1 protein-coding gene is annotated in these 852 nt (G+C 64.1%); it reads right to left on the minus strand.

The genetic code is table 11. From position 1 onward, the window contains the following. Positions 1 to 852 (minus strand): ABC-F family ATP-binding cassette domain-containing protein (locus tag B4U49_RS00420; RefSeq protein WP_143735433.1); only part of this gene is annotated, 852 nt, incomplete at both ends.

The following is an 852-nucleotide window of genomic DNA, read 5'->3' on the forward strand; positions in this document are numbered from 1 at the left end:
GTTGGTGGGTTCGTCCAGCAGCAGCAGGTTGGGTTTTTGCCAGGCCAGCAGCGCCAGTGCAACCCGTGCTTTTTCGCCCCCGGAAAAGCCGCCCACCGGTTCGAAAACCCGGTCGCCGACAAAGCCGTAGCCGCCGAGGAAATCCCGCAGTTGCTGCTCGCTGGCGTCGGGCGAGAGCCGCTGCACGTGTAGCAGCGGAGAGGCCTTGGCATCCAGTGCTTCCAGCTGGTGCTGGGCGAAGTAACCGATCTTCAGGTGTTCGCCGCACTGACGCACCCCGGACAGCAGCGGCAGATCGCCCGCCAGGGTCTTGATCAGGGAGGACTTGCCCGCGCCGTTGGGTCCGAGCAGACCGATGCGACGGCCGGGCTGGATACCCATTTCCACCTTGTTGAGGATGGCCTTGCCCGGATAGCCGATCTCGGCTTCGCGCAGGTCGATCAGCGGATTGGAGACCTTGTCGGCACACGGCAGGCGAAAGCGGAATGGAGAGTCCACATGGGCGGGTGCGATCTCCGCCATACGGTCGAGGGCCTTCAGGCGGCTCTGCGCCTGCTTGGCCTTGGTGGCCTTGGCGCGGAAGCGGCGCACAAAGTCTTCCATATGCGCGCGCTGTGCCTGTTGCTTCTCGTACTGTATCTGTTGCTGTGCCAGTCGCTCGGCACGGGCGCGCTCGAATGCGGTGTAGTTGCCGCTGTACAGCACCAGCTCCTGCTGCTCGAAGCTGACGATGCCATCCACTACCGCATCGAGGAAATCGCGGTCGTGGGAGATGATCAGCAGTGTGCCGGGGAAGCGCTGCAGCCACTGTTCCAGCCACAGGGTCGCATCCAGGTCCAGGTGGTTGGTGGG

The sequence above is a fragment of the Microbulbifer mangrovi genome, from assembly GCF_002009015.1.
GTDB lineage: Bacteria > Pseudomonadota > Gammaproteobacteria > Pseudomonadales > Cellvibrionaceae > Microbulbifer > Microbulbifer mangrovi.